Here is a 19,909-nt window from a genome sequence, read left to right as displayed (position 1 = left end):
TAAGCGTACCTGCCAGCAGCGGTGTTTTTTTCGTTTCCCTCAGGTCGATTCGCGATTGTTTTAGAAAAAAATTCTCTATCGAAGATCTTTCATGGAATTTTCTACTTTGCCTGGTGAGGGGCCATTAATGGCACCTCACCGGCACCTTCAGGCGTGCTCCAGAGCCTTTTCTTCCTCTGCCACCACGCGCTCGCACAATTCGGTGATCTGTTCGCGCATCCAGCGGTTGGCCGGGTCCTGGTCGGTGCTTTCATGCCAGTACAGGTGCGTTTCCAGTGCAGGGACCTCCACCGGCAGCGCCTGATAACGCAACTGATGGCGACGGGCGAAGCGCTCGGGAACCGTCATCGCCATGTCGGTCTGCTGCAACACCTGTGACGCCATCAGGTAGTGTTGCGAACGCAGGGCGACCTTGCGTTGAACACCCATCTTGCCCAGCGCCAGGTCGACGTAACCCAGGCCGTTGCGGCGGCTGGAGATATGGATGTGGGTCATGCCCAGGTAGCTGTCGAGGCTCAGCTTGCTGTCGGCCAGCGGGTGGCCCTGGCGCAGGGCGCAGACATAGCGGTCCTGCATCAGTTTGATGTGGCGCACCTGCGGGTCGGTGTTCAGTGGCGCGTCGATGGCAAAGTCCAGGCGGCCGGCCGCGAGTTCCTTGGTGGTCTCGCGGCGCTTGCACAGGAAACTCTCGATCATTACGGCCGGCGCCAGGCGGCGCAGGCGCTGGAACAGCGGCGGTAGGATGACCGCCTCGGTCAGGTCGGTCATGCTGATGCGGAAGGTCTTGTTGGCCTGCTGCGGGTTGAACGTGCGGCTTTCCTGCACCGAGGTCCGCAGCAGCGCCAGGGCGTTGCGCACCGGGCCGATGATGTTCTGCGCCATGGGGGTGGGCACCATGCCTTGCGCAGTACGCACGAACAGCGGGTCATTGAAGGTTTCGCGCAGGCGCGACAGGGCATTGGACACTGCCGGCTGGGTAATGCCGACGATCTGCCCGGCGCGGGTCAGGTTGGCTTCGGTGTAGATCGCATCGAACACGATGAACAGGTTGAGGTCGACCTTGCTAAGGTTCATGGGCGCCGCTCTTTGTTGGAATTATCGGCCGATCATATATCGGTTATGAATGTTTATACACGCGGAAAATAGACTAGGTGGATGGAGCAATGCTGCTCTAGGCTCTGCCCCAAGTACTCCGAACTGTGAAGGTAGCCCAGATGGATTTCGCCTATTCACCCAAGGTCCAGGCACTGCGCGAGCGTGTCACTGCGTTCATGGACGCTCATGTCTACCCCGCCGAAGCCGTGTTCGAGCGCCAGGTCGCCGAGGGTGACCGCTGGCAGCCCACTGCAATCATGGAGGAGCTCAAGGCCAAGGCCCGGGCCGAAGGGTTGTGGAACCTGTTCCTGCCAGAGTCGGAATACGGCGCTGGCCTGAGCAACCTGGAGTACGCACCGCTGGCAGAAATCATGGGCCGCTCGTTGCTCGGGCCGGAACCGTTCAACTGCTCCGCGCCGGACACCGGCAACATGGAAGTACTGGTGCGCTATGGCAGCGAGGCGCAGAAACGCCAGTGGCTGGAGCCGCTGCTGCGTGGCGAGATCCGCTCGGCGTTTGCCATGACCGAACCGGACGTGGCCTCCTCGGACGCCACCAACATGGCTGCTACCGCCATACGGGACGGTGACGAGTGGGTGATCAACGGTCGCAAGTGGTGGACTTCCGGCGCCTGCGACCCGCGCTGCAAGGTCATGATCTTCATGGGCCTGTCTGACCCTGAAGGGCCACGCCACCAGCAGCATTCCATGGTGCTGGTGCCGACCGACACGCCGGGCGTGAAGATCGTCCGCCCGCTGCCGGTGTTCGGATATGACGATGCGCCCCATGGTCATGCCGAAGTCCTTTTCGAGAATGTGCGGGTGCCGTACGAAAACGTGATCCTTGGCGAAGGACGCGGCTTCGAAATTGCCCAGGGCCGCCTGGGCCCAGGCCGTATTCACCACTGCATGCGCTCGATCGGCATGGCCGAGCGCGCACTGGAGTTGATGTGCAAGCGTTCGGTGGAGCGTACTGCTTTTGGTCGGCCACTGGCACGCTTGGGCGGCAACGTCGACAAGATCGCCGACTCGCGCATGGAAATCGACATGGCCCGGCTGCTGACGCTCAAAGCGGCCTACATGATGGACACCGTCGGCAACAAGGTGGCCCGTAGCGAGATCGCCCAGATCAAGGTGGTGGCGCCGAACGTGGCCTTGAAAGTGATCGACCGGGCTATCCAGATACATGGTGGGGCAGGGGTAAGCGGCGATTTCCCGCTGGCCTACATGTATGCCATGCAGCGCACCCTTCGTCTGGCTGACGGGCCGGATGAAGTGCACCGGGCCGCGATTGGCAAGTACGAAATTGGCAAGTATGTGCCGGTGGAGATGTTGCGTAGCGGGCGGTGAACGCGTCAGCCTGCGCCGGCCCATTCGCGATCAAACCCGCGCCTGCAGTGATTGCGCAAAGTCCTGCAACTTGTAGGACGTATCTGAATTTTGGCTGAGGCCACTTGAATCTCCCTTGCTGGTGATAGGTTTCCAACCTGAATCAAGTACAGGGAGTTCATATATGCGCGTCAATCTAGAGGGGAAAGGTCAGGCGGTAGATGGCGATGTCACCACAACGGGTGCTGTCTGTATTGCGACGGGGGCCGGCTATCTAGACGAAGGCCGAATGGTGCTCCGTGAAGGCGACCACACCACGCCATGCCCTCTTTGTGGGCAGGCGGGAACTGTCGCCGAAGGTGTGGATCACTTTATTTCAGATGGCCAGCGGGTGGCTATGGATGGTGCGTTGGTTGTCTGTGGCTGTTCGCCGGGCACCAACCGGGTAGTCGCGCCCTTGTATGAGGCTCCGCCGTCCATGCACTCCATTGCAGGGCGTGCCAATACCCACGCTGCCGAGCTGTCACCCACCTTCAACCCCGAGCGCTTCTCCCAACCGGTAATAGGTGCACTGCCTGGTTCGCTGGAGCCTGGCTTCTACGTGGTTCCACGACGCATGTCGTTTCCCCAGATACTGCTTCAACTGGCCGGTCACGATTCCACGTTGCCGGTCTCACGGTTACAGCGGCTCAATCCCACGTATGCGCAAGGGTTCAAAGCTGGGGAAATCTTCGTTATCGGTGATCCTGACAATGGAAATGCCTGCACGCGCGAAGAGGGAGAGCTTATGGCGGCTGCGCAGCATGCGCGGCGTGCGCTGGAGGCACTCGACTACGTCGAAGCGGATTTCATGATGCAGCACCAGGCCGAAATCGCCGGCTTGCTCAGCAACGCCAGTCTGTCCATGGGCGTGGGCAAGGACATGCTGGATCAAGGCTTGAAACAAGTAAGCAATACCTTGACCAGCATCGAGCAATTGCACCAGCGTGAGTTCATGCACCATGGCCATTTGAATAGTCCGGGTTTCTTCGCCGAGCGCAGGCGGTTGTTGCAGCAACTGGATGGCCAGTTGAAAGCGGCGTTGCTTAATAAGCAACTGAATCTGGGGAGCTATGAGCGGCTGAAGAAGAGCTTGAATATCTCTACCAAGAGCCTGGTGCACCATTGGTCGAAAGCGGGCGGACCGGGGCAGATTCCGGGGTATGCGACACATCTTGAGAAGGTGGCGCGGTTAAGTAAGTACCTGCAATACGGAGGGTATGCAGCGATTGGGCTGGGCGGGACCTCGTCTTATCTGAAAGTAAAAGAAGTCTGTCGGGCCGGGGAGACTCGTGCTTGTCGAAAGGTTCGGTTTACTGAAGCGGGAAATTTTGTAGGGGGTCTAACGGGAGGGTTGGTAGGTGCCTCTGGTGGAGGTGCTGCAGCAGCTGCGTTATGCGGTATTTTTGCGGTGGGTACCGGTGGGTTTGGTGCAGTGTGCGGGATTGCGATCGTTGGCGCAGCCTCTTCTGCAGGCGCTATTGGTATTGGCGCCCTCGGAGAGCGGACCGGTGAACTCCTTCATGAGGTGACTGATGATTGACTTTGACAATTGGTCCCCATTGTTGCAGATAGGATTCCTGATTGCGCCTTTCGTCCTAGGCCTTGCGGGGATCGCTATCAATGTGAAAATTGCTTTGTCGAGTGATTTTGATGTCGCCCTTTCAGCGATCACGAGCAACCCCTATCTTGAGCAGATGAAACCCGTATGGGGCGGACGAAACCTAAGGCATCGATGCCTACTGATGAGTACAGTAAGCGCTTTGGTCACATTCCCAAGGTTACATTCACGCCTCGGATGGTTGAACGAAGCGGAGCTTGACAATTTTCCCCCAAAGTTGAGGCGAGATATGGGAGCAGCCCTTTGGTTGATCTTGATTGCCTCACTTTGGGGAGCGGTTGGTTACTTCATCATCAAGCAATGATTGCAACTCAGACCCGTAACTGTGGGTCATTCTTTTTTTGTCCCGTTGTTTTCTTATCGTTAGCTGCTTTTTCTATCGTCTTGTCGTCTTTATTCAACGTCTGCCCCCGCGTCTTGATCAACGAAATCACCACCCCACCCAGCAACAACCCGAATGTCACGCCCAACGACAGCAGCGCCGGCACCTTGCCCACCATGCCGTGGTAGAAAATCTTGCAGCCAATGAAGATCAACACCAGCGCCAGTGCGTACTTGAGGTAAACGAACCGGTGCATCAGCGCCGCCAGCGCGAAATACAGCGAGCGCAAGCCGAGGATGGCGAAGATGTTGGAGGTGTAGACGATGAACGGGTCCTGGGTGATGGCGAAGATCGCCGGCACGCTGTCGACGGCAAACACCAGGTCGGCCAGTTCGATCAGTACCAGTGCCAGAAACAGCGGGGTGGCATAACGCAGCGCCTTGCTGTGCCCGGCCGGGGTGTGGCGTACAAAGAAGTGCGAGCCATGGATCTGGTCGGTAACCCGCATGTGCCGCCGCACGAACTTGAGGATCGGGTTGTTGGCCAGGTCTGGGCGGCTGTCTTCCTTCGACAGCGCCATTTTCACCCCGGTAAACAGCAGGAAGGCACCGAAGATGTACAGCACCCAGGCAAAGTTCTGTACCAGCGCCGCGCCCACGCCGATCATGATGGCCCGCAGGAACACCACGCCCAGGATGCCCCAGAACAGCACGCGGTGCTGGTAGCGGCGGGGGATGGCGAAGTAGCTGAAGATCATCGCCATGACGAACACGTTGTCCATCGACAGCGACTGTTCGACCAGGAAACCGGTGTAGAACTCCAGTGCCGACTGCGCACCCAACTGGTACCAGACCCCCGCGCCGAACAGCACACCGACACTGAAATAGCCTGAATACAGCAGCAGGCTCTCGCGCATTTCAATTTCCCGGTCGTGGCGGTGCAGCACGCCCAGGTCGAGCACCAACAAACCGATGACGATGGCCATGAACACCAGCCACAACCAGGCGCTGGTACCGAGGACAGGTGTTGTGAGGAATGCTTGCAGAGCTGTCATGAGCCCCTCCTTGAATGTCGACGTTGCAAGGCAACAGTGATCCGACATGGCGGCTTGGCAGCCGTCAGAGGGGCCCGGTATCACATGGGCTTGAGCCTAGACCCGTTTGCCCGTGATGCCGAATGGGGAGCTGTTACATTTCTTTGCCAGTGCAGCGCTCAGGACCGCAATCCTTTGCTCAGCCCGTTCCCTTCTATTAAGTAACCCCGGTTATAGCCAAAACCAATCGAAAGCATGAGCTTTGCCAATGAGCCTTCAGCGGGATGATTAGTTAGGATTCTATCCATCAACTGATTCCAACCCCATGAAGGAGTGTCTCTCATGCCAATCATCAACAGCCAGGTCAAACCTTTCAACGCCACCGCCTACCACAAAGGCGAGTTCGTTCAGGTCAGCGAAGCCGATCTGAAAGGCAAGTGGTCTGTCGTGTTCTTCTACCCGGCCGACTTCACCTTCGTTTGCCCGACCGAGCTGGGTGACCTTGCTGACAACTACGCCGAGTTCCAGAAACTGGGCGTGGAAATCTACGGTGTTTCCACCGACACCCACTTCACTCACAAAGCCTGGCACGACACTTCGGACACCATCGGCAAGATCGAATACCCGCTGATCGGTGACCCGACTCACGTCATTTCGCGCAACTTCGACGTGCTGATCGAAGAAGCCGGCCTGGCCGACCGCGGTACCTTCGTGATCAACCCGGAAGGCCAGATCAAGATTGTCGAGCTGAACGACGGTGGTGTAGGCCGTGATGCTGCTGAACTGCTGCGTAAGGTCAAGGCTGCTCAGTACGTTGCCGCTCACCCAGGCGAAGTGTGCCCGGCCAAGTGGAAAGAAGGCGAAGCCACTCTGGCGCCGTCGCTGGACCTCGTAGGCAAGATCTAAGGTCATGCCCATAACGCGGGCGGTAAGCAGCCGCCAAAGCTGAAGTACCTACCGCCCCGTCAAGCGCCCGGGCGACCTCGCCTGGGCGTTTTTGTATCCGAGTTTTGAAAAAGGAATCGCCCGTATGTTGGACGCCACGCTTAAATCGCAACTGAAAACCTACCTGGAGCGGGTCACCCAGCCGATCGAGATCGTTGCTTCCCTCGACGACGGCGCGAAGTCCCGCGAATTGCACGACCTGCTGGTAGAGATTGCCAGCCTGTCGAACCTCATTACCTTCAGCGCGGACGGTACCGATGCCCGTCGCCCTTCGTTCTCGCTGAACCGCCCGGGTGCCGATATCAGCCTGCGCTTCGCCGGCATCCCCATGGGTCACGAATTCACCTCGCTGGTGCTGGCACTGCTGCAAGTTGGTGGCCACCCGTCAAAGGCCAGTGCCGAAGTGATCGAGCAGATCCAGGCCCTGGAAGGTGAATTCAACTTCGAAACCTACTTCTCGCTGTCGTGCCAGAACTGCCCGGACGTCGTCCAGGCACTGAACCTGATGGCGGTACTCAACCCCAACGTGCGCCATGTTGCCATCGACGGTGCGCTGTTCCAGGACGAAGTGGAATCGCACAAGATCATGGCGGTACCGAGTATCTACCTCAACGGTGAAGTGTTTGGTCAGGGCCGTATGGGCCTGGAAGAAATCATTGGCAAGATCGACACCAACGCTGGCGCCCGCCAGGCCGAGAAGATCAACGCCAAGGAAGCCTTTGACGTGCTGGTCGTCGGCGGTGGCCCCGCTGGCGCCGCGGCTGCCATCTACGCTGCCCGCAAGGGCATCCGCACCGGTGTTGCCGCCGAGCGCTTCGGCGGCCAGGTGCTGGACACTCTGGCCATCGAGAACTTCATCTCGGTACAGGAAACCGAAGGGCCGAAGCTGGCCACGGCGCTGGAAGAGCACGTCAAACAGTACGACGTCGACATCATGAACCTGCAGCGCGGTGAAGCGCTGATTCCTGCTGCCGAGGGTGGTCTGCACGAAGTGCGCCTCGCGGGGGGCGCTTCGCTGAAGGCCAAGACCGTGATCCTGGCCACCGGCGCCCGCTGGCGCGAAATGAACGTGCCGGGTGAGCAGGAGTACCGCGGCCGCGGCGTGGCCTACTGCCCGCACTGTGACGGCCCGCTGTTCAAGGGCAAACGTGTGGCAGTGATTGGCGGCGGCAACTCGGGTGTGGAAGCGGCCATCGACCTGGCTGGTATCGTCGCCCAGGTGACGCTGATCGAGTTCGACAGCCAGTTGCGTGCCGATGCGGTGTTGCAACGCAAGCTGCGCAGCCTGCCGAACGTCAACGTGATCACCAGCGCGCTGACCACCGAGGTGCTGGGCAATGGCGAGAAGGTGACCGGCCTGCGCTACAAGGACCGCACCACGGATGAACAGCACGAAGTGGCACTGGAAGGCATCTTCGTGCAGATTGGCCTGCTGCCCAACACTGACTGGCTGAAGGGCACCGTCGAGCTGTCGCCGCGTGGCGAAATCATTGTCGACGCCAAGGGCCAGACCAGCATCCCGGGTGTGTTTGCCGCAGGTGACGTGACTACCGTGCCGTACAAGCAGATCGTCATTGCGGTGGGTGAGGGGGCCAAGGCATCGCTCGCGGCCTTTGACCACCTGATTCGGACTTCGGCACCGGCGTAAGCCTGTACGGCCCTTTCGCGGTTGAAGCCGCTCTCACAGGACTGCGCAGTTGTTGAAACTGTGAAGATCCCCGTAGGAGCGGGTTTACCCGCGAAGAGGCCGGCCCTGCTGGCCAGTCTCCACCCGTCGTTCACCGTTGCCGTCGCTACCGTATTCGCGGGTAAACCCGCTCCTACGCAGATTGGTGGTGGACACACCTCGGGGGTTGGACGCAGGCCGTCGTGTAGGAGCGGGTTCACCCGCGAAGAGGCCGGCCCTGCTGGCCAGTCTCCACCCGTCGTTCACCGTTGCCGTCGCTACCGTATTCGCGGGTAAACCCGCTCCTACGCAGATTGGTGGTGGACACACCTCGGGGGTTGGACACAGGCCGCCGTGTAGGAGCGGGTTCACCCGCGAAGAGGCCGGCCCTGCTGGCCAGTCTCCACCCGTCGTTCACCGTTGCCGTCGCTACCGTATTCGCGGGTAAACCCGCTCCTACGCAGATTGGTGGTGGACACACCTCGGGGGTTGGACACAGGCCGTCGTAGGAGCGGCTTTAGCCGCGAAAGGGCCGGTACAAGCAAAGCATCAACCGGAGGGTGTCTATGCTTACACGTAAACCCCTCAGGAATCACCCGCATGACCCTGATCAGCCGCGAACCCTGGTGGCTAGTCCCCCCAAAGCCCGGGCAGCAAGAGCAGGACCTGCACTGGGGCTACCTGGAAATCTACGCCGACGGTCGCGCTGTGTTCGTCGACCAGCGCCCCACTGACCGGGAACTGGCCGAGCGCAAGAGCTGCCGCAATTTCCCCGACCCCGAGCCGTGACGGCTCAGCCTTCCAGCTCAGCCAGGCGCGCTTCCAGCGCCGCAATGCGGGCTTCGAGGGCTTCGATGCGGTCTTCTGACACACTGCCGCCACTGGTGCGCACGCCGCCTTCCTGCTGCCGTGCAGCGAGAATCGCCTCGATTTCCGCCGGGTCGCCCAAGGCATGGGTGTAGCGGTCTTCACGCTGGCCGGCCTGGCGTGGCAGGTGCAAGGCCAGGTCCCGCGAGATCAGGCGCTCCAGCTGATGCTGGATCTGCTCGGTGTCGTCAAAGTCGTGCAGGCGGTTGCTACGGGTCAGCAGTTCGTTGAGGGTTTGCGGGCCTCGCAGGAACATCAGGCCCATCAGCACCAACTGCGCGGGCACCAGCTCCAGTGCCTTGTCTACCCGATGTTCCCAGCGGTCGGCACGGCTGCCCATCTGCAGGCGGGTCATGCCCTGACCTTCGAGGGCGCGCAGCGCCTGGCCGACCTGGCCTTGGGTGAGGTTCATCACCGGCTCGCGGCTGGTCTTCTGGTTGCAGGCCAGGACCAGGGCATTGAGGGTCAGCGGGTAGCTTTCCGGGCTGGTGGCCTGCTTTTCGATCAGCGAGCCGAGAACGCGGATCTCGATGCTGTTGAAGCGGCCTTCACCTGCGGTTTCGTGTTCTGACATGGCCCTGTCTCGTGGCTGGGGAAAGGCCACTAGGGTAGGTAATGCCATCGCGTAAGGCAATTGGGGCCGCAAAGCGGCCCCGGCCCTCTTAGCCGTTGCGCTGCTCTTGAGCCTGGCATGCCGCGGCAGTGAACAGCACATCGGTCGAAGAATTCAGCGCCGTTTCGGCCGAGTCCTGCAACACGCCGATGATGAAGCCCACCGCAACCACCTGCATGGCAATTTCGCTTGGGATGCCAAACAGGCTGCACGCCAGCGGAATCAGCAGCAGCGAACCCCCGGCCACGCCCGAGGCGCCGCAGGCGCACACTGCCGCTACTACGCTGAGCAGCACGGCAGTTGGCAGGTCCACCTGGATACCCAGGGTATGCACTGCGGCCAGGGTCAGCACGGTAATGGTGGTTGCAGCACCGGCCATGTTGATGGTTGCGCCCAGCGGGATCGACACCGAGTAAGTGTCTTCATGCAGGCCAAGGCGTTCCGACAACGCCAGGTTCACCGGGATGTTGGCGGCCGAGCTGCGGGTGAAGAACGCGGTAATGCCGCTTTCACGCAGGCACAGCAGCGTCAGCGGGTAGGGGTTGCGGCGGATCTTCCAGAACACGATCAGCGGGTTCATCACCAGCGCCACGAACAGCATGCAGCCGATCAGTACCGCCAGCAGGTGCAGGTAGCCGAGCAGGGCGTCCAGGCCAGACTGTGCCAGGGTGGAGCTGACCAGGCCAAAAATGCCCAGCGGGGCGAAGCGGATGACCACGCGCACGATCAGGGTTACACCATTGGACAGGTCTTCGACCACGGTACGGGTCGTTTCGCCGGCATGGCGCAGGGCCACGCCCAAGCCGATGGCCCATGTCAGCACGCCGATGAAGTTGGCGTTGAGCAGGGCATTGACCGGGTTGTCTACCGCGTTCAGCAATAGGTTCTGCAGCACTTCGGCGATGCCGCCTGGCGCGCTCAGCGTGGCCTCGCTGGTGCTTAGCGCCAGGTGCGAGGGGAACAGCATGCTGGCAACCACGGCCACCACTGCAGCGGCAAAGGTGCCCAGCAGGTACAGCCAGAGGATCGGGCGAATGTGGGTTTCCTGGCCGTGACGATGGTTGGCGACCGAAGCCATGACCAGGATGAACACCAGCACGGGCGCAACCGCCTTCAGGGCGCTGACAAACACTTTGCCAAGAAAGGCCAGGTCGCGGGCGATGGCAGGTGCCAGCAGGGCGAGGGCGATGCCGGCGAGCAGGCCAATGACGATCTGAGTCACCAGGCTGGTGCGGTTGAGGATGCGGAGGAAAGGGGTCATGTGCAGCGGTATCTCGGAATCTGGAAAGGGCGGACTTTACCATAGAGCACCTATAGCGCATGTCGGGCCGTGTTCTTTGTCAATCAGGCTTTTGCGGCTACCAGTGAAACAACTCCCGCCGCGCCCCCTCGGTAATCGCCACGATCCCTGGGTGCTTGACCTTGCGCTCCACCGAAATGGCATAGAACGATTCGTGCACGGCCTCGGTTTGCCCGATCAGTTGCACGCCATACTGACGGCACACCTCCTCGGCGATTACGCTGGGCGCAACGAAAATGCCGCTGCCCGACTGCCCGAACGCTTGCATCAAGGCGCTGTCATCGAACTCCCCCACGATCCGTGGCTGCACCTGCTGCTCGCCCAGCCACCGCAGCAAGCGGCTGCTTACCACGGTCTCCTGGCCGGGAACCAGCAGCGGAGCATCCTGCAGGCAAGCTGGAAAAGGACCTTCAAGCCGTTGTGCCAGCGCCGGGGTGGCGAAGAAGCTCAGCCCGCACTCGCCCAGCTTTTGGCTGTAGCACTTGATGTCCAGGTGGTTAGGCATGGGGCTGTCGGAAATCACCAGGTCCAGGCGCTGGATAGCCAGGTCTGCCAGTAACCGCTCAAGTTTGTCCTCGCGGCAGTTGATGCGCAGCACCTCTTCCAGGTCCATGGTCGGTGCCAGCAGGCGGTAGACAATGGATTTGGGCACTACGTCAGCCACCCCCACACGAAACAGGATCTGCTCTTGAGGGCCGGCACGCAGCATGGCTTCAAGCTCGCTGCCGATCTGAAACATCTGCTCTGCATACACCAGGGCCTGACGGCCGGTTTCTGTCAGTTCCAGCTGCCGGCCGGCGCGCTGGAACAGTTCCAGGCCGTAGGTTTGCTCGAACAGGGTGATCTGCCCGCTAATGGTTTGTGGTGTGAGGTTCAGCTGTTGGCTGGCGCGGGTAATGCTGCCCGTCTTGGCCACGGCCCAGAAGTAATGCAACTGGCGATAGTTAAGCACCGTCGGTCGTTCCGATTCGTAAAAACCGAAGTATATGCCATGAAAATACGAATTTTCCTGAACTATTGCCGTCTCTAGAATGCACGGCTATCAGGCGCCATGCGCCGCCGGGTTATTTCAAGCGAGGACACCATGCTGCAACTCAAATCCATTGGCACCCCGTTGGTGCTGGCTTTGGCCCTGTTCACCCTGGCAGGCTGCGACCAGGCCGAGAAATCCGCCCAGCAGATGCTCGACCAGGCCGCGCAGTCGGCCAAGCAGGCCATCGACGACACCAACAAGGCTGCCCAGCAGGCGCTGAGCGAAGCCATCGGCAGCGAAGGGCAGAAGCCCAAGGATGCCGAGAAGAAAGAAGAAACCCAGGAAATCTGACCCCAACCGCTGCTGCAGGATTTGAACAATGGAATATTTGCTGGAACTCGCCGCTAGCCCTACCGCCTGGGTTGCCCTGGCTACGCTGGTGGCCATGGAAGTTGTACTGGGCATCGACAACCTGATCTTCATCTCGATCCTGACCAACAAATTGCCGGTGGAGTACCGCTCCAAGGCGCGGCGTATCGGTATCAGCATGGCCTTGGTCATGCGACTGGCCTTGCTCAGCACCGTGGCCTGGATCGTCCAGTTGACCGACCCAGTGTTCGAAGTGTTCGGCAACGCCTTCTCGTGGAAGGATGTGATCCTGATTGCCGGTGGTCTGTTCCTGCTGTGGAAGGCGACCAAGGAAATTCACGAAAACGTCGACCCGCATGGCGCCAAGGAGGAAGCCAAGGTCTCCTCCACGGTTACCCTGGGCTTTGCTGCGGCGATTTTCCAGATCCTGCTGCTGGACATCGTCTTCTCGGTCGACAGCATCATCACCGCCGTGGGCATGACCGAGCACCTGCCGATCATGATTATCGCCGTTATCACGGCTGTGATCGTGATGATGGTGGCCGCCGATCCGCTGGCCAACTTCATCAACGACAACCCGACCGTGGTCATGCTGGCGCTGGGCTTCCTCATCATGATCGGCATGACGCTGATTGCCGAAGGTTTTGGCGCCCATGTACCCAAGGGCTATGTGTATGCGGCCATGGCGTTCTCGACGGCTATCGAGGTCCTCAACATCCTTGCCCGTCGAGCGCGTTTGAAGCGTGAGGCGGCTGAAGGCTGATGTAAAAAAGGGGCGTTCTGCGCCCCCCTCGTGAACAAGCCCGCTTTCACAGGTACCTCGAGCCATACTGGCATCGCGAAATACCTGTGGAGCGGGCTTGCCAGTGATCAAGCTTCGGGAAATCCTGAGGTTAGCTCACCCCGACATGCCGCCGCGCCCGCCTTGCTGGCTGTGGCTTGGGTGTTGCCTGCGGGGGCAGGTGGTGATGGTGTGCGTGACGCCGCACGATACGCAGTACACCCCACAGCATGGCGGCTGCGACGCTCAGCCACATGCCTACCAGCATGAGAATTGCCATGGTCAGGCTCATCTGTGCCTCCATCTCTGCGGCAAGCGCTTGATTGGCCCGCGTTTACCTTCCAGACACTGCTTTAGTCTAGCCCTTCGTCCGTGACGTTCCATCGAACAATGGTCTATCTCTAGGGCCGATTCGCTCCAAGGCGCTGTCGGACTATACCCGCGCCGCTGTCGGACCTATGATCGGTGGCCAGAGCCGGGCGCTGCCTGCCTGGCGTTGGAACAAGCGAGTGTCCATGGAGCAACATTCCTTCAAGGCTGCCCCCCGGCGGCTACTGGCGGCCTGCCTGCTGGCTGCCACCCTGGCCGGCTGCGCCAGCGCACCGCCCGGCAACCTCAAGGGCCTGCCGCAGCGGGTCGAGATCAGCAGCGTGCCGTTCTACCGTGGCAACGCCAACCACAGCGGGGCCATGGCGCTGGCGGCAGTGCTGTCGCAGCAGGGGGCACCTATTACGCCAGGCTTGCTGGATAAGCCGCTGAACCTGCCTCAGGGTGCCGAAACGCTGGATACCGCTATTCCCCGTGTGGCGCGGGACTACGGCAGGGTGGTGTACCCGCTGGACAAGCAACTGGACGCGCTGCTGGCCCAGGTGGCGGCGGGCAACCCGGTGCTGCTGCGTTACGAGGAAGGTTCGGCCTGGTGGAGCGAGCCGCGCTATGCGGTGTTGATGGGGTATGACCGGTACAAGCAGCGGGTGCTGCTGCGTTCGGGCATGCACCGGCGGCAGGTGATGGCATTCGATGACTTTGCATCGGCGTGGGAGAAGCAGGGGAGTTGGGCGGTGCTGGTGCAGCCACCTCGGCAACTGCCGGCCCAGGTTGATCGCCAGCGGTGGTTGCACGCTGCGGATGAACTGGCCAAGGCGGGGCAAGAGAGTGCGGCGAAGCAGGCGGTCAATAGCCTGAACAAATAGCGTTGCCAGTGCCGGCCCTTCGCAGGTAAGCCCGCGCCCACACGGACTGTGCAAGCAGCACAAATCCTGTGGGCGCGGGCCGCCTGAATCAGAAGCCCAGGCGATCGCGCAGGCTGTAGTACCAGGCACCGATGGCGCTGAAGGGTACGCGCAGCATCTGGCCACCCGGGAACGGGTAGTGCGGCAGGCCGGCAAAGGCGTCGAAACGCTCTGCCTGGCCACGCAGGGCCTCGGCCAGCACCTTGCCCGCCAGGTGGGTATAGGTCACGCCGTGGCCCGAGCAACCCTGCGAGTAGTAGATGTTGTCGCCGATCCGGCCAACCTGTGGCAGTCGCGACAGGGTCAGCAGGAAGTTACCGGTCCAGGCGTAGTCGATCTTCACGTTCTTCAGCTGCGGGAAGGCCTTGAGCATTTTCGGGCGGATGATCGCCTCGATGTTGGCCGGGTCACGTGCGCCGTACACCACGCCGCCACCGAAAATCAGGCGCTTGTCGCTGGTCAGGCGGTAGTAGTCGAGCAGGTAGTTGCAGTCCTCGACGCAGTAGTCCTGCGGCAGCAGAGTGCGTGCCAGTTCTTCGCCCAGTGGCTCGGTGGTGATCACCTGCGTGCCGCATGGCATGGACTTGGCGGCCAGCTCGGGTACCAGGTTGCCCAGGTAGGCGTTGCCGGCGACGATGATGAACTTGGCGCGGACCTTGCCCTGCGGGGTATGCACGACCGGGTTGGCACCGCGTTCGATGCGCACGGCCGGGGTTTGCTCATAGATGATGCCACCCAGCGACTCGACCGCGGCAGCTTCGCCCAAGGCCAGGTTCAGCGGGTGGATGTGGCCGCCGCTCATGTCGAGCATGCCGCCGATGTAGCTGTCACAGGCAACCACTTCGCGGATGCGCTTCTGGTCCATCAGCTCCAGCTGATTATGGCCAAAGCGTTCCCACAGGCGCTTTTGCGATTCCAGGTGGCCCATCTGCTTGCTGGTAAGGGCGGCGAATACGCCACCATCTTTCAGGTCGCACTGAATGTTGTACTTGGCCACGCGTTCACGAATGATGCGCCCGCCCTCGAAGGCCATGTGGCCCAGCAGTTGCGCCTGCTTGGGGCCGACGGTGCGTTCGATGACATCAATGTCGCGGCTGTAGCTGTTGACGATCTGTCCGCCGTTGCGGCCCGATGCGCCGAAGCCGACCTTGGCCGCTTCGACGATGCTCACCTTGAAGCCGTTCTCCAGAAGGAACAGGGCGCTGGACAGGCCGGTGTAGCCGGCACCGATGATGCACACATCGGTTTCCACCTCACCCTGCAGCGCCGGACGTGGCGGCACCGGGTTGGCCGAGGCGGCGTAGTAGGACTGGGGGTAGGGGGTGTTAGCCATGCTGCAGGAACCTCGTGTTTTATATTTTTAACGAATGTACCGATGCTATCAATAATAATAAACACCCGCTAGTCGTCTGGTGAAAATCCTTTACGGGTCTCCCCTTAGCCAGCCTCTCTATAAAGAGTTTAAGATTCAGTAGGTTAGCGCGAAAAAAAGTGTTGACAGGGTTTTTGTAATGCGTAGAATGCGCACCACACGACAGGCACATAGCTCAGTTGGTTAGAGCACCACCTTGACATGGTGGGGGTCGTTGGTTCGAGTCCAATTGTGCCTACCAAATCGAAAAAGGGGTGATCCGAAAGGGTCACCCCTTTTTTCATTGTCCATTGCGCGTGTGCCGGAAAACCGCGGTCTGGACGCGAAGCGCCTGCATTCGAAAGTTTTTGATTTTTCTCAAAAAAAAGCTTTACAGGTACGCATCGGGCCACTAATATGCGCACCACACGACAGGCACATAGCTCAGTTGGTTAGAGCACCACCTTGACATGGTGGGGGTCGTTGGTTCGAGTCCAATTGTGCCTACCAAATCGAAAAAGGGCGATCAGAAATGATCGCCCTTTTTGCATTTGCGCCCGAAGCAGCGTGTAACGTTTGGTCGCGGTCCGGGCATACCCCGGCGTGCTAGAATCCGCCCCTTCGAATCTGGAGGTACACGCGTGCGCAAACTGGCTGTGGTAATGGCAGTGCTCGCCCTGGCGGGCTGTGAGAACGAGGTCGAAGGCGTGCACAAGCAGGTGGCCGAACACCTGCACAACCCCAAGACCGCCAAGTTCGGCAACGTGCGGATCGACACCCAGGGCACCATCTGCGGTCAGGTCCGCGGCAAGGACGATGCCGGGCAGTACGAAGCCTACCGCAGCTACGTGGCGATCAAGCGCGATGGCCAATACGACATCATCGTCGACGATACCGGCAACAACCTGCGTATCCGTGAGCTCTGCGGTGGAGCCGACCTGCAGCGCCGTGCCGAGGCGCTGGCAGACCAGCCGGCGCCACAGGGTTGGGACGTGGAAGTGGTGCAGGGCGCCAATATGGGTGCGCTCAGCGACATGACGGCGCGCCTGATCGAGAAGGGCATCCCCTCTTCGGTGGAGTACCGCGACGGCAAGCCGGTGGTGCTGCTGGGGCCGTTCCCCACCCGTGAAGAAGCGCAGGCGCGCAGGGACGAAGTGATGGCCAAGCTGGGTACCGATTCGGTGGTCATCCAGCACGGCGCAGCACGCTAAGCCAGTAAAAGTGGCGCCGCAGTCAAGGCTTGTGTCAGGCGCTGTTCACACAAGTTTGGCTATGCTTGGGGTGGTAGCTGCCAAACGGGGAGGGCCTCATGTCTACACTGGAGCGGGCCATTGCCGTGGCCGCCAGGGCGCATGAAGGGCAATACGATAAGGGTGGGGCGGCTTATATCCTCCACCCGTTACGCGTGATGATGCGGGTTTCCACACCTGAACAGCGGATTGTGGCGGTGCTTCACGATGTGATCGAAGACACCCCGCTGACCCTGTCCGACCTGGCGCGTGAGGGTTTCGCGCTGAAAATCCTGGCTGCGTTGCTGGCGCTTAGCCGCCGCGAGGGCGAGCCTTACCAGGATTTCGTGATGCGCCTGGGCGACGACCCGCTGGCGCGCACCGTCAAGCTGGCCGATCTGGCCGACAACAGTGATCTCTCGCGCATCCCCTGTCCGGGCCCCGCCGACCTGGCGCGGCTGGCCCGTTACCGGGAAGCCAGCGCCTACTTACAAACGCTGGCCTGAGGATCAACCGCACGCCTTGAGGTTGACCGGCCCCACGAACGCGTTTCCCCGCCCCATCACGCAGGCGACCTGTTGGTTGCGTTGCCGCTCCCAGGCTTGCGGCGGGTAGGTCTTGTTCCAGGCTTCGAACAGCTGGCGGTCCTGTTTGGACAGGCGGAGGTTGTACTGCTTGCTCATGTAGAAGTAGGTGCGGGCGATCATGCCGCGGATCGACGGGCGCGGCATCACCTTCTTGGCCTTGAAGTCGACCTGGGTCAGGCAGCGGCCATACTGGCCGCGTTGTTCTGGTAGCCAGCCGAAGCTGAAGTTGCTGCGGTCGCCGTTGACCTCGCCGATGCTTGGCACCAGGTTGTGCAGGTCGGCTTCGGCGCGTTGGTACACTTCGTCATGCTGCGAGCACTGCTTGCGCCCGCCACTCTGCCAGCACTGGCGCTGATGGCCGATCTGCCAGGCGGGTACGATGTGCTCCCACTCGATGCGCGACGCGCGCTGGGCATTCTTGCGTGGGGTATAGCCGCAAGATGCCAGGTCGACCTTGTTGCCTTTGTATTTACAGCCGCAATAAAACTCGGTTGATTGCGGCGCATAGAGCTTCCAGGCGACCTTCTTGGCCTCCTGGAAGGTGCGCGGGGCGTCGGCTTGAACAAGCGGAGCGGTCAGTAACAGGCAAGCTGCTGCGAAAAGCGAAACTCTCATGCGCAGTCAATCTTCCTTCGGTACGGTCCAGAAAATCTGCACACCGCCATCGTCGCGATGGGCGAGGGTGACGTTGTCGTTTTCTGCGATCTCCTGAAGCAGGGTCTCCCAGTCATCCGGGCTTTCCTGTTCCAGGCGGAAGATCAGCGCCGCACGGCTGCGCTGGGCGGTGGGGCTGTTGATGATCTTCTGGATGCGTACACCCAGCTGTTCATAGCTGCTCGGGGTGGCGGAGGCGGTGCTGGACACAGGAGTTTCCTTGTTTTGCTGTATGTGCATACAGTATTTCACTGTAAGTAAATTCGCAACAGCTTGTCAGGGGAAATCCAGCGTTGGTCTGTAAGCCATGACACCGTTCTGAAATGTAAACGATGTTCGGGTTAGTAGCAGTGCAAAGCAAAACCTCTTTTTTGTCCTGGATATGAAGGAGACAGGCGGCGACTGAGGCTGCCTGCCTTCTTTATCGCTTCAGCAGGTTGTTGCGCTGGTGGCTTTCTTCGCGGCCGTACGGATGTGGGTGCCGTACAGCGTCAGGCCTGTGAAGGCCAGGCCGCCCACCAAGTTGCCCAGTACAGTAGGGATTTCGTTCCACACCAGGTAGTCCATGAGCGAGAAATCGCCGCCCATGATCATTGCGGAAGGGAACAAGAACATGTTCACGACCGAGTGCTCGAAGCCCATGAAGAAAAACAGCATGATCGGCATCCACATGGCGATCACCTTGCCGCTCACAGAGGTGGAGATCATCGCGCCGACCACGCCCATCGACACCATCCAGTTGCACAGCACGCCACGCAGGAAGATCGTCAACCAGCCTGCCAGCCCGTATTGCTCGTAACCCAGGGTGCGGGCCTCACCGATGCTGGCAATTTTCTCTCCCACGGCACCGGGGGAAGCATGGAAACCATAGGTAAAGACGAAGGCCATCATGCAGGCGACCGTAAGGGCGCCGGCGAAGTTGCCGGCGAACACCAGGCCCCAGTTGCGCAGAATTCCCATAACGGTGACCCCGGGACGTTTGTCCAGTAATGCCAGTGGGGTGAGCATGAAGACCCCGGTGAGCAGGTCGAAGCCCATAAGGTAGAGCATTGAAAAACCAACCGGAAACAGTACTGCGCCTAGCAGGGCTGAGCCTGTCTGTACTGCGATGGTCACTGCGAATACGGCCGCCAGGGCCAGAATTGCCCCGGCCATATAGCTGCGGATCAGCGTGTCGCGAGTGGACATGTGGACCTTTGATGCGCCGGCATCGAGCATCTTGGTGACAAAATCGGTGGGTAGCAGATAAGACATGGCGGCTCCCTCAACTGCGGGTAATAGGCGGCACCCCCGGAGGGATGCCGAGGGTTGGATGGATTTACCAGGAACGGTATGGCAAGAACTTGCCATTGAGGGTCAACAGAACCCGGTCGCCTTTGGGGTCTTCGATTCGCTCGACATGCATGGAAAAGTCGATGGCACTCATGATGCCGTCGCCAAATTTTTCCTGGATAACGTCTTTCAGGGTCGGGCCATAGACGCCCACGACTTCGTACAGTCGATAGATCAGCGGGTCTTGAGGGATGGACTTGTCCCAACCCTTGACTGGGAAAGCGGTTAAGGTAGCGGCGACTTGATCATCCAGCTCCAATACCTCGCAAAGATGCGTTGCCACTTCCAGCGGTGCGCTGTTCATGCCGTAGCAGACTGATGCAAGCCATACCGGGGCCTTGCCCACTGCGTTGGCAATATCATCCCAGCTCAGGCCCTTGCGTGCTTTCGCGGCCATGATCAGGTGATGCATTTCAAGTTTGTCCATTATTTCTGCTCCCGCAGTCTGGTTAAAGGTGAACACACCCATAGCGAGAGATGTGCCAATCTCCTGCTTTTTGTAACTGCATGATTTTATTGAGTTATTTTTTGTTTGATGGCGAGGTTTATTTACGAAATTTCGTAAATTACGA

Annotated in this window: 22 protein-coding genes and 2 tRNA genes; 13 read left to right on the top strand and 11 right to left on the bottom strand. The window is 60.3% G+C overall.

Annotation, left to right across the window (positions count from 1 at the left end):
• Positions 1-147 precede the first annotated feature (147 nt).
• Positions 148-1,074, bottom strand: coding sequence for a LysR family transcriptional regulator (locus tag PRJ_RS17415; RefSeq protein WP_104962078.1), 927 nt, complete (start codon positions 1,072-1,074; stop codon positions 148-150).
• 140 nt (positions 1,075-1,214) lie between these two features.
• Between PRJ_RS17415 and PRJ_RS17410 the strand changes: the two genes are divergently transcribed.
• The 3 genes from PRJ_RS17410 (at position 1,215) to PRJ_RS17400 (ending at position 4,387) form a co-directional block, all read left to right on the top strand.
• Positions 1,215-2,444 carry an acyl-CoA dehydrogenase gene (locus PRJ_RS17410; RefSeq protein ID WP_104962077.1) on the top strand — a complete coding sequence of 410 codons (1,230 nt, stop codon included), beginning with the start codon at positions 1,215-1,217 and terminating at the stop codon, positions 2,442-2,444.
• Positions 2,445-2,607: 163 nt separating this feature from the next.
• Positions 2,608-4,005 carry a PAAR domain-containing protein gene (locus tag PRJ_RS17405; RefSeq protein WP_104962076.1) on the top strand — a complete coding sequence of 466 codons (1,398 nt, stop codon included), beginning with the start codon at positions 2,608-2,610 and terminating at the stop codon, positions 4,003-4,005.
• Positions 3,998-4,387 carry a hypothetical protein gene (locus tag PRJ_RS17400; RefSeq protein WP_064492459.1) on the top strand — a complete coding sequence of 130 codons (390 nt, stop codon included), beginning with the start codon at positions 3,998-4,000 and terminating at the stop codon, positions 4,385-4,387. Before PRJ_RS17405 ends, PRJ_RS17400 begins: the two co-directional genes overlap by 8 nt.
• Before the next feature lie 7 nt (positions 4,388-4,394).
• On the opposite strand, the gene PRJ_RS17395 is transcribed toward PRJ_RS17400, so the two are convergent.
• Positions 4,395-5,459: a TerC family protein gene (locus tag PRJ_RS17395; RefSeq protein ID WP_064492460.1), complete on the bottom strand. Its 1,065-nt coding sequence runs from the start codon at positions 5,457-5,459 to the stop codon at positions 4,395-4,397.
• A 321-nt stretch (positions 5,460-5,780) separates the two neighbouring features.
• On the opposite strand from PRJ_RS17395, the gene ahpC reads away from it, so the two are divergent.
• The 3 genes from ahpC (at position 5,781) to PRJ_RS17380 (ending at position 8,838) form a co-directional block, all read left to right on the top strand.
• The gene (gene ahpC / locus PRJ_RS17390) at positions 5,781-6,344 is read left to right on the top strand and encodes an alkyl hydroperoxide reductase subunit C (RefSeq protein ID WP_003250537.1); all 564 of its coding nucleotides are present in this window, start codon (positions 5,781-5,783) and stop codon (positions 6,342-6,344) included.
• 124 nt (positions 6,345-6,468) lie between these two features.
• Positions 6,469-8,031: an alkyl hydroperoxide reductase subunit F gene (gene ahpF / locus PRJ_RS17385; RefSeq protein WP_104962075.1), complete on the top strand. Its 1,563-nt coding sequence runs from the start codon at positions 6,469-6,471 to the stop codon at positions 8,029-8,031.
• 618 nt (positions 8,032-8,649) lie between these two features.
• Complete coding sequence (locus PRJ_RS17380) at positions 8,650-8,838, top strand: hypothetical protein (RefSeq protein WP_003250541.1); 189 nt, start codon at positions 8,650-8,652, stop codon at positions 8,836-8,838.
• A gap of 4 nt (positions 8,839-8,842) precedes the next feature.
• On the opposite strand, the gene PRJ_RS17375 is transcribed toward PRJ_RS17380, so the two are convergent.
• From PRJ_RS17375 to nhaR, 3 genes are all read right to left on the bottom strand, one after another.
• On the bottom strand, positions 8,843-9,490 hold the full coding sequence (locus tag PRJ_RS17375) for a YceH family protein (protein WP_104962074.1): 648 nt from the start codon (positions 9,488-9,490) through the stop codon (positions 8,843-8,845).
• An 88-nt stretch (positions 9,491-9,578) separates the two neighbouring features.
• Positions 9,579-10,790, bottom strand: a complete 1,212-nt coding sequence (gene sstT / locus PRJ_RS17370) for a serine/threonine transporter SstT (protein WP_104962073.1) — start codon at positions 10,788-10,790, stop codon at positions 9,579-9,581.
• A gap of 97 nt (positions 10,791-10,887) precedes the next feature.
• The gene (gene nhaR / locus PRJ_RS17365; RefSeq protein WP_004573709.1) at positions 10,888-11,781 is read right to left on the bottom strand and encodes a transcriptional activator NhaR; all 894 of its coding nucleotides are present in this window, start codon (positions 11,779-11,781) and stop codon (positions 10,888-10,890) included.
• Positions 11,782-11,913: 132 nt separating this feature from the next.
• Between nhaR and PRJ_RS17360 the strand changes: the two genes are divergently transcribed.
• Together PRJ_RS17360 and PRJ_RS17355 are read left to right on the top strand one after the other, a co-directional pair.
• Positions 11,914-12,153 carry a hypothetical protein gene (locus tag PRJ_RS17360; protein WP_020191237.1) on the top strand — a complete coding sequence of 80 codons (240 nt, stop codon included), beginning with the start codon at positions 11,914-11,916 and terminating at the stop codon, positions 12,151-12,153.
• Positions 12,154-12,181: 28 nt separating this feature from the next.
• A complete protein-coding gene (locus PRJ_RS17355; protein ID WP_003250551.1) occupies positions 12,182-12,934 on the top strand; it encodes a TerC family protein in 753 nt (250 codons plus the stop codon).
• Between the two features lie 130 nt (positions 12,935-13,064).
• Here PRJ_RS17355 and PRJ_RS17350 read toward each other — a convergent pair whose 3' ends face one another.
• Positions 13,065-13,244 carry a hypothetical protein gene (locus PRJ_RS17350; RefSeq protein ID WP_104887384.1) on the bottom strand — a complete coding sequence of 60 codons (180 nt, stop codon included), beginning with the start codon at positions 13,242-13,244 and terminating at the stop codon, positions 13,065-13,067.
• 166 nt (positions 13,245-13,410) lie between these two features.
• Here PRJ_RS17350 and PRJ_RS17345 point away from each other — a divergent pair, with 166 nt between their 5' ends.
• The gene (locus tag PRJ_RS17345; RefSeq protein ID WP_104962072.1) at positions 13,411-14,145 is read left to right on the top strand and encodes a peptidase C39 family protein; all 735 of its coding nucleotides are present in this window, start codon (positions 13,411-13,413) and stop codon (positions 14,143-14,145) included.
• An 88-nt stretch (positions 14,146-14,233) separates the two neighbouring features.
• Here the strand turns inward: PRJ_RS17345 and PRJ_RS17340 are convergent, their stop codons facing one another.
• Positions 14,234-15,517, bottom strand: a complete 1,284-nt coding sequence (locus tag PRJ_RS17340; RefSeq protein ID WP_003250557.1) for an FAD-binding oxidoreductase — start codon at positions 15,515-15,517, stop codon at positions 14,234-14,236.
• A 203-nt stretch (positions 15,518-15,720) separates the two neighbouring features.
• Between PRJ_RS17340 and PRJ_RS17335 the strand changes: the two genes are divergently transcribed.
• From PRJ_RS17335 to PRJ_RS17320, 4 genes are all read left to right on the top strand, one after another.
• Positions 15,721-15,797: transfer RNA gene (locus PRJ_RS17335), tRNA-Val, on the top strand.
• 171 nt (positions 15,798-15,968) lie between these two features.
• Positions 15,969-16,045: transfer RNA gene (locus PRJ_RS17330), tRNA-Val, on the top strand.
• 131 nt (positions 16,046-16,176) lie between these two features.
• Complete coding sequence (locus tag PRJ_RS17325; protein WP_014591568.1) at positions 16,177-16,746, top strand: SPOR domain-containing protein; 570 nt, start codon at positions 16,177-16,179, stop codon at positions 16,744-16,746.
• Between the two features lie 98 nt (positions 16,747-16,844).
• Positions 16,845-17,270 (top strand): hypothetical protein, encoded by a 426-nt coding sequence (locus PRJ_RS17320; protein ID WP_010953397.1) that lies wholly within the window; start codon positions 16,845-16,847, stop codon positions 17,268-17,270.
• 3 nt (positions 17,271-17,273) lie between these two features.
• Here the strand turns inward: PRJ_RS17320 and PRJ_RS17315 are convergent, their stop codons facing one another.
• The 4 genes from PRJ_RS17315 to cynS form a co-directional block, all read right to left on the bottom strand.
• Positions 17,274-17,966, bottom strand: coding sequence for an endonuclease (locus tag PRJ_RS17315; RefSeq protein WP_104962071.1), 693 nt, complete (start codon positions 17,964-17,966; stop codon positions 17,274-17,276).
• Positions 17,967-17,972: 6 nt separating this feature from the next.
• On the bottom strand, positions 17,973-18,215 hold the full coding sequence (locus PRJ_RS17310) for a DUF1654 domain-containing protein (RefSeq protein WP_004574330.1): 243 nt from the start codon (positions 18,213-18,215) through the stop codon (positions 17,973-17,975).
• A gap of 219 nt (positions 18,216-18,434) precedes the next feature.
• Positions 18,435-19,259: a formate/nitrite transporter family protein gene (locus PRJ_RS17305; protein ID WP_104962070.1), complete on the bottom strand. Its 825-nt coding sequence runs from the start codon at positions 19,257-19,259 to the stop codon at positions 18,435-18,437.
• A gap of 64 nt (positions 19,260-19,323) precedes the next feature.
• Positions 19,324-19,764, bottom strand: a complete 441-nt coding sequence (gene cynS, locus PRJ_RS17300; RefSeq protein WP_104962069.1) for a cyanase — start codon at positions 19,762-19,764, stop codon at positions 19,324-19,326.
• Positions 19,765-19,909: the final 145 nt, after the last annotated feature.

The sequence above is a fragment of the Pseudomonas sp. XWY-1 genome, assembly GCF_002953115.1.
Taxonomy (GTDB): Bacteria; Pseudomonadota; Gammaproteobacteria; order Pseudomonadales; family Pseudomonadaceae; genus Aquipseudomonas; species Aquipseudomonas alloputida.
Note: the sequence above shows the minus strand (reverse complement) of the source record. Positions and strands in the feature narration are given on the sequence as shown.